The sequence below is a fragment of the Microbacterium sp. UBA3394 genome (genome assembly GCF_002358725.1).
In the GTDB taxonomy this organism is placed as follows: domain Bacteria; phylum Actinomycetota; class Actinomycetes; order Actinomycetales; family Microbacteriaceae; genus Microbacterium; species Microbacterium luteum.
The window spans coordinates 1-4949 of the sequence record NZ_DEPK01000197.1; the positions used below are offsets into that span (position 1 = coordinate 1).

6 protein-coding genes are annotated in these 4949 nt (G+C 71.0%); all 6 read left to right on the top strand.

Features of this window, described 5'->3' with window-relative positions; all coding sequences use genetic code 11:
* Window positions 1-389 (top strand): sulfite exporter TauE/SafE family protein (locus tag B4E30_RS12065; protein ID WP_286795424.1); only part of this gene is annotated, 389 nt, incomplete at its 5' end.
* A 58-nt stretch (window positions 390-447) separates the two neighbouring features.
* On the top strand, window positions 448-897 hold the full coding sequence (locus tag B4E30_RS12070; RefSeq protein WP_194384713.1) for an FAS1-like dehydratase domain-containing protein: 450 nt from the start codon (window positions 448-450) through the stop codon (window positions 895-897).
* Entirely contained in the window at window positions 894-1304 is a 411-nt protein-coding gene (locus B4E30_RS12075) for a MaoC/PaaZ C-terminal domain-containing protein (RefSeq protein ID WP_194384714.1), read from the top strand. The genes B4E30_RS12070 and B4E30_RS12075 overlap by 4 nt, the downstream gene beginning before the upstream one ends.
* Window positions 1304-2440: a UDP-N-acetylmuramate dehydrogenase gene (locus B4E30_RS12080; protein WP_286795425.1), complete on the top strand. Its 1137-nt coding sequence runs from the start codon at window positions 1304-1306 to the stop codon at window positions 2438-2440. Before B4E30_RS12075 ends, B4E30_RS12080 begins: the two co-directional genes overlap by 1 nt.
* Window positions 2441-2444: 4 nt before the next feature.
* A complete protein-coding gene (locus tag B4E30_RS12085) occupies window positions 2445-3818 on the top strand; it encodes a hemolysin family protein (RefSeq protein WP_286795426.1) in 1374 nt (457 codons plus the stop codon).
* Window positions 3815-4843, top strand: a complete 1029-nt coding sequence (locus tag B4E30_RS12090) for a CNNM domain-containing protein (protein ID WP_194384717.1) — start codon at window positions 3815-3817, stop codon at window positions 4841-4843. Before B4E30_RS12085 ends, B4E30_RS12090 begins: the two co-directional genes overlap by 4 nt.
* Window positions 4844-4949 lie beyond the last annotated feature (106 nt).

The following is a 4949-nucleotide window of genomic DNA, read 5'->3' on the forward strand; positions in this document are numbered from 1 at the left end:
TGCCGCTGACGTGGCTGAGCGGTGCCGCCCTCGTGGCGCTCGGGGTGATCACCGGGATCCTCGCCGGGCTCCTCGGCGTCGGCGGGGGCGTGATCGTCGTGCCGGCTCTCGTGCTCCTGTTCGGCACCAGCGACCTGCTCGCCAAGGGCACCTCGCTGCTGATGATGATCCCCACGGCTGTGTCGGGGACGATCGGGAACGTGCGCCGCAGGAACGTGGACCTCGTCGCGGCCGCGCTCGTCGGAGGGGCCGCCTGCGCGACCACGGCCCTCGGCGCGCTGATCGCGACACTGGTCGACCCGTTCGTGGGCAACATGCTCTTCGCCGCGTTCCTCGTCGTCATCGCCGTGCAGATGGCCCTGCGGGCGATCAAGGGCCGCCGGCGCTGATCCATCGCGGGATGCATCGTGCCGCAGCCGTCTCAGCGGCCCTCGGTAGGATGGAACCGTGGCAGTGAACCCCGAGCTGGTCGGTCGGACCTTTCCGCCGACGGCCCCGTACCTCGTGGGTCGCGAGAAGGTGCGCGAGTTCGCGCGCGCGGTCTTCGCCGACGACCCCCAGCACACCGACCCCGACGCGGCGCGAGCCCTCGGCTACGACGACGTCGTGGCGCCGCCGACCTTCGCCATGGTCGTCCAGGACCTCACGCTGCAGCAGCTGCTGGCGCTCGACGACAGCGGCATCGCGCTCGAGCGTCTCATCCACGCGGAGCAGCGTTTCCGCTACACGCGCCCGATCGTGGCCGGCGACGAGCTGACCGCTCAGCTGTCGATCTCCGGCGTGCGCGCCGTCGGAAAGGGCGCCATGGTCACCAGCGAGGCGGAGATCGTCGACGCGCAGGGCGCGCACGTCGTCACCGCCGTCTCGGTGCTGCTGGTGGGAGGCGAGGACTCATGACCTCGACCGGACTGAGCGTGGGCGACCACGTCGCCGAGCGCACCGTGCATCTGACCCGCGAATCCCTCGTGCGCTACGCGGGGGCCTCGGGAGACTTCAACCCCATCCACTACCGTGACGATGTCGCCGAGCGGGTCGGTCTGCCCGGCGTGCTCGCGCACGGCATGCTCACGATGGGGCTCGCGGTGGAGACCATCGTGCCGTGGCTGGGCGATGCCGGCCGCATCGTCGAGTACGGGGTGCGCTTCACGAGGCCCGTCGTGGTCGACGCCGTGTCGGGCGCCGAGGTGTCGGTGGATGCCGTCGTCGGCGCCGTCGATGAGGACACGGCCCGCATCGACCTCACCGTGCGGCACGCCGACACGACGGTGCTCGGCAAGGCGCAGGTGCGGGTGCGACACGCCTGATGGCCGAGATCACGCCGATACGCCTCGCCGAGCTCACCACGCTCCGCACCGGCGGGGCGCCCGAGCGCATGATCGAGGCGCACACCCGCGACGAGCTCGTAGAGGCGCTCCGTTTCGTCTGGGCGACCGGTGACGAGTGGCTCGTCCTCGGCGGAGGCTCCAACCTCTTCGTCGGCGACGACCCGCTCGAGGGCACCGTCATCCGCGTGCTCACCCGCGGCATCGAGCGCCTGCCGTCGCCCCACGAGGGACGCGCCCGGCTGCGCGTGCAGGCCGGTCACGGCTGGGACGACCTCGTGGCGCACGCGGTCTCGGAGGGGCTCGCGGGCCTGGAGGCGATGTCGGGCATCCCCGGCACCGTCGGTGCCGCTCCGGTGCAGAACATCGGCGCGTACGGCCAGGAGATCGTGCGAACGCTCGTCGAGGTGGACCTGATCGACGAGTCCACCGGCGAGGTGTCCACCGTTCCTGCCGCGGACCTCGGGCTGGGGTTCCGCACCTCCGTGCTGAAGGCCCACTACGGGTCGGTTCCGGGTCGCTCAGCGGTGATCCTGTCGGCGACCTTCGACCTGGCCGAGGTGGGGACCGAAGCTCGACCGGTGGCGGGGGTGCAGCTGCGCACCGCGCTCGGACTGGCCGACGATGGCACCGCGACCCTCGCCGAGATCCGGGAGCGCATCCTCGAGATCCGCGCGAGCAAGGGGATGGTGCTCGACGCGGACGATCCCGACACGTGGAGTGCGGGCTCGTTCTTCCAGAACGCCGTCGTGCCCGCCGCGAGCGCCCGCTCGCTGCCGCCGGAGTGTCCGCGCTGGCCGGTCGAGCCGGACCTCGACCCCGTTCTCGTGATCCCGCTCGCCGTCTTCGACGGTCACGTGCCCACCCCGGAGACGCGGGAACCCGACGTGAAGGTGAGCGCTGCGTGGCTCATCGAGCAGGCGGGTCTTCGCAAGGGCTTCCGCCTGACGCCGTCGCGCGCGGGCCTGTCGACGAAGCACGCGCTCGCGCTGACCAACCGCGGCGGCGCGACGGCCGCCGAGATCGCGCAGCTGGCGCGATTCATCCGCGCTCGCGTGCATGCCGAGTTCGGCCTGCTCCTGCAGCCGGAACCCGTGCTCGTGAACATCGAGCTCTGACGCCGTGCTGATCGCCGTCCTCACTCTCCTGCTCGGCATCGTCGTGATCCTGGCGATCATCGTCGCCAACGGCTTCTTCGTCGCGCAGGAGTTCGCGTTCATGTCCGTGGACCGATCGCGTCTGCGCGCCCGAGCCGACGGCGGCGACGCGGCTGCGCGGCGCGCTCTGCGGGTCACCCGTCGCACGTCGTTCATGCTCTCCGGAGCCCAGCTCGGCATCACGGTCACGGGCCTCCTCATCGGATACGTCGCCGAGCCGCTGGTGGGGGAGTCGCTCGGCACGCTCCTCGGCGGCACGGGCGTCGATCCGGCGGTGAGCATCACCGTGGGCACGGTGATCGCCCTGGCGCTGTCCACGGTCGTGCAGATGATCTTCGGGGAGCTGTATCCGAAGAATCTCGCGATCGCCGCGCCGGATCCGCTGGCCCGCGCGCTCGCGCGCCCGACGCTGATCTATCTCGGCGTCTTCGGGTGGCTGATCGTCGTCTTCGACCGGTCGGCCGAGGCCCTTCTGCGCCTGCTTCGCATCGAACCCGTCGAAGACGTCGACAGCAGTGCCACGGCCGACGACCTCGAGCACCTCGTCGCCGAGTCCCGCGACAGCGGCGATCTGCCGGCGGAGCTGTCGCTGATGATCGATCGCATCATCGACTTCCCCGAGCGCGACGTGGAGCACGCGATGATCCCGCGCCACCGGGCCGACAGCGTCACGCCTGACCTGCCGCTGTCGGACCTGCGTGCGCTCATGGCGTCCGGGCATACTCGCTATCCGGTCGTGGACGACGACGAGCCGGTCGGCATCGTGCAGCTGGTCGACCTGCTGCGTGCCGAGGATGCCGGTCGGGTCAGCGACATCATGCGCACACCGACGATCGTGCCGACGCTCATGCCGCTGCCCCAGGCGCTTGCGACCATGACCGCCGAGCACAACGAGCTGGCGTGCGTGATCGACGAGTACGGGGTCTTCTGCGGAGTCGTGACACTGGAGGATCTGGCCGAAGAGGTCGTCGGCGAGGTCACCGACGAGCACGACGACGGGGCGACGGAGGTCGTGCGACCGCTCGGCGGCTCGCGGTGGCGCATGGGCGGCGACGTGCACGTCGACGAGGTCGGTCGCGCGGTCGGGGTGGAGCTGCCGGTGGGGGACTACGAGACCGTCGCGGGGCTCCTCATCGCCCAGCACGGCGGGCTCCCCGAGGTCGGGACCTCGATGGACATCCCCGTCGACGACGACCCCGCCGACCTCGTGGCCGATGAGCCGATGCGGCGCCTCCTGCGCACGCAGGTGCTGGCCGTGGCGCGGCACGTGCCGTCGGTGGTGGAGATCGAACTCGTTCGCGAGCGCCTCGATGACGTCGACGAGGGAGCAGAGCGATGAACCCCTGGCTCGTCGTCGGCGTCACGCTGGGGCTCATCATCGTCAGCGCCTTCTTCGTCGTGATCGAATTCGCCCTGCTCGCGGTGCGCCGACACCGTCTGGAAGAGGCGGCGCATACGAGCAGATCTGCCCGGGCCGCCCTCAAGGGGGCGAACGAACTGACGGTCATGCTGGCCGGCGCGCAGCTCGGCATCACCGCGTGCACCTTCGCACTCGGCGCGGTGACCAAGCCGGCGGTCGACGACGCGCTGGCACCCGTTCTGCTCGCCTGGGGGCTCCCGGCGTGGGGTGCCGATGTCGCCGCCTTCGCCACCGCGTTGCTCGTCGTCACCTTCCTTCACCTGGTCGTGGGGGAAATGGCCCCGAAGTCGTGGGCGATCGCGCATCCGGAGCGAGCGGCGATGCTGATCGGCATCCCGTCGCGAGCGTTCGTGTGGGTCTTCCGCCCTCTTCTGATGTGGGTCAACCGCATCGCGAACCGGCTCGTGGCCGCCAGCGGCATCGATCCCGTCGACCGCGCCGCGGCCGGTGGGCTCGACGTCGATGCGGTGCGCCAGCTCGTCGAGCACTCGACGCAGGTCGGCGCGCTCGAGGAGACCTACCGCTCACCGCTCGCCGGCGTCATCGACCTGCAGACGCTCGCCATCGGCGATCTGGTGCGGTCGGATGCCGCTCTCACGGCCGTCAAGCAGGACGCGACCGTCGGCGACATCCACACCGTCGCCGCGGAGTCGGGTCACATGCGCATCCTCGTGCTCGGGGCGGATGCAGCGCCGCGCGTCGTGCACGTGCGCGACGTGCTGCTCGACCCGGCCGCGAGGCCGGCCGACGACGTCGCGCGCGCGGCGTTCACGCTCGAGAAGGACACGCTCGTTCACGAAGCGCTCGCGCACATGCGGCGGGCGAGCGAGCAGCTGGCCGTCGTGACCGACGGTCAGCGCGTGACCGGAGTGGTCACGATCGCCGACATCCTGCGCAACGTGCTGCCGCCGACCCCCGAGGGCTCGGGGGAGCGACGCGGCTGACGCGGTTCGACCCGTGGATCAGGAGAACAGCTCCTGCAGGCGACGGATGCCCTCGAGCAGTTCGTCCTCGCCCAGTGCGTACGACAGACGCAGGTAGCCGCTCGGC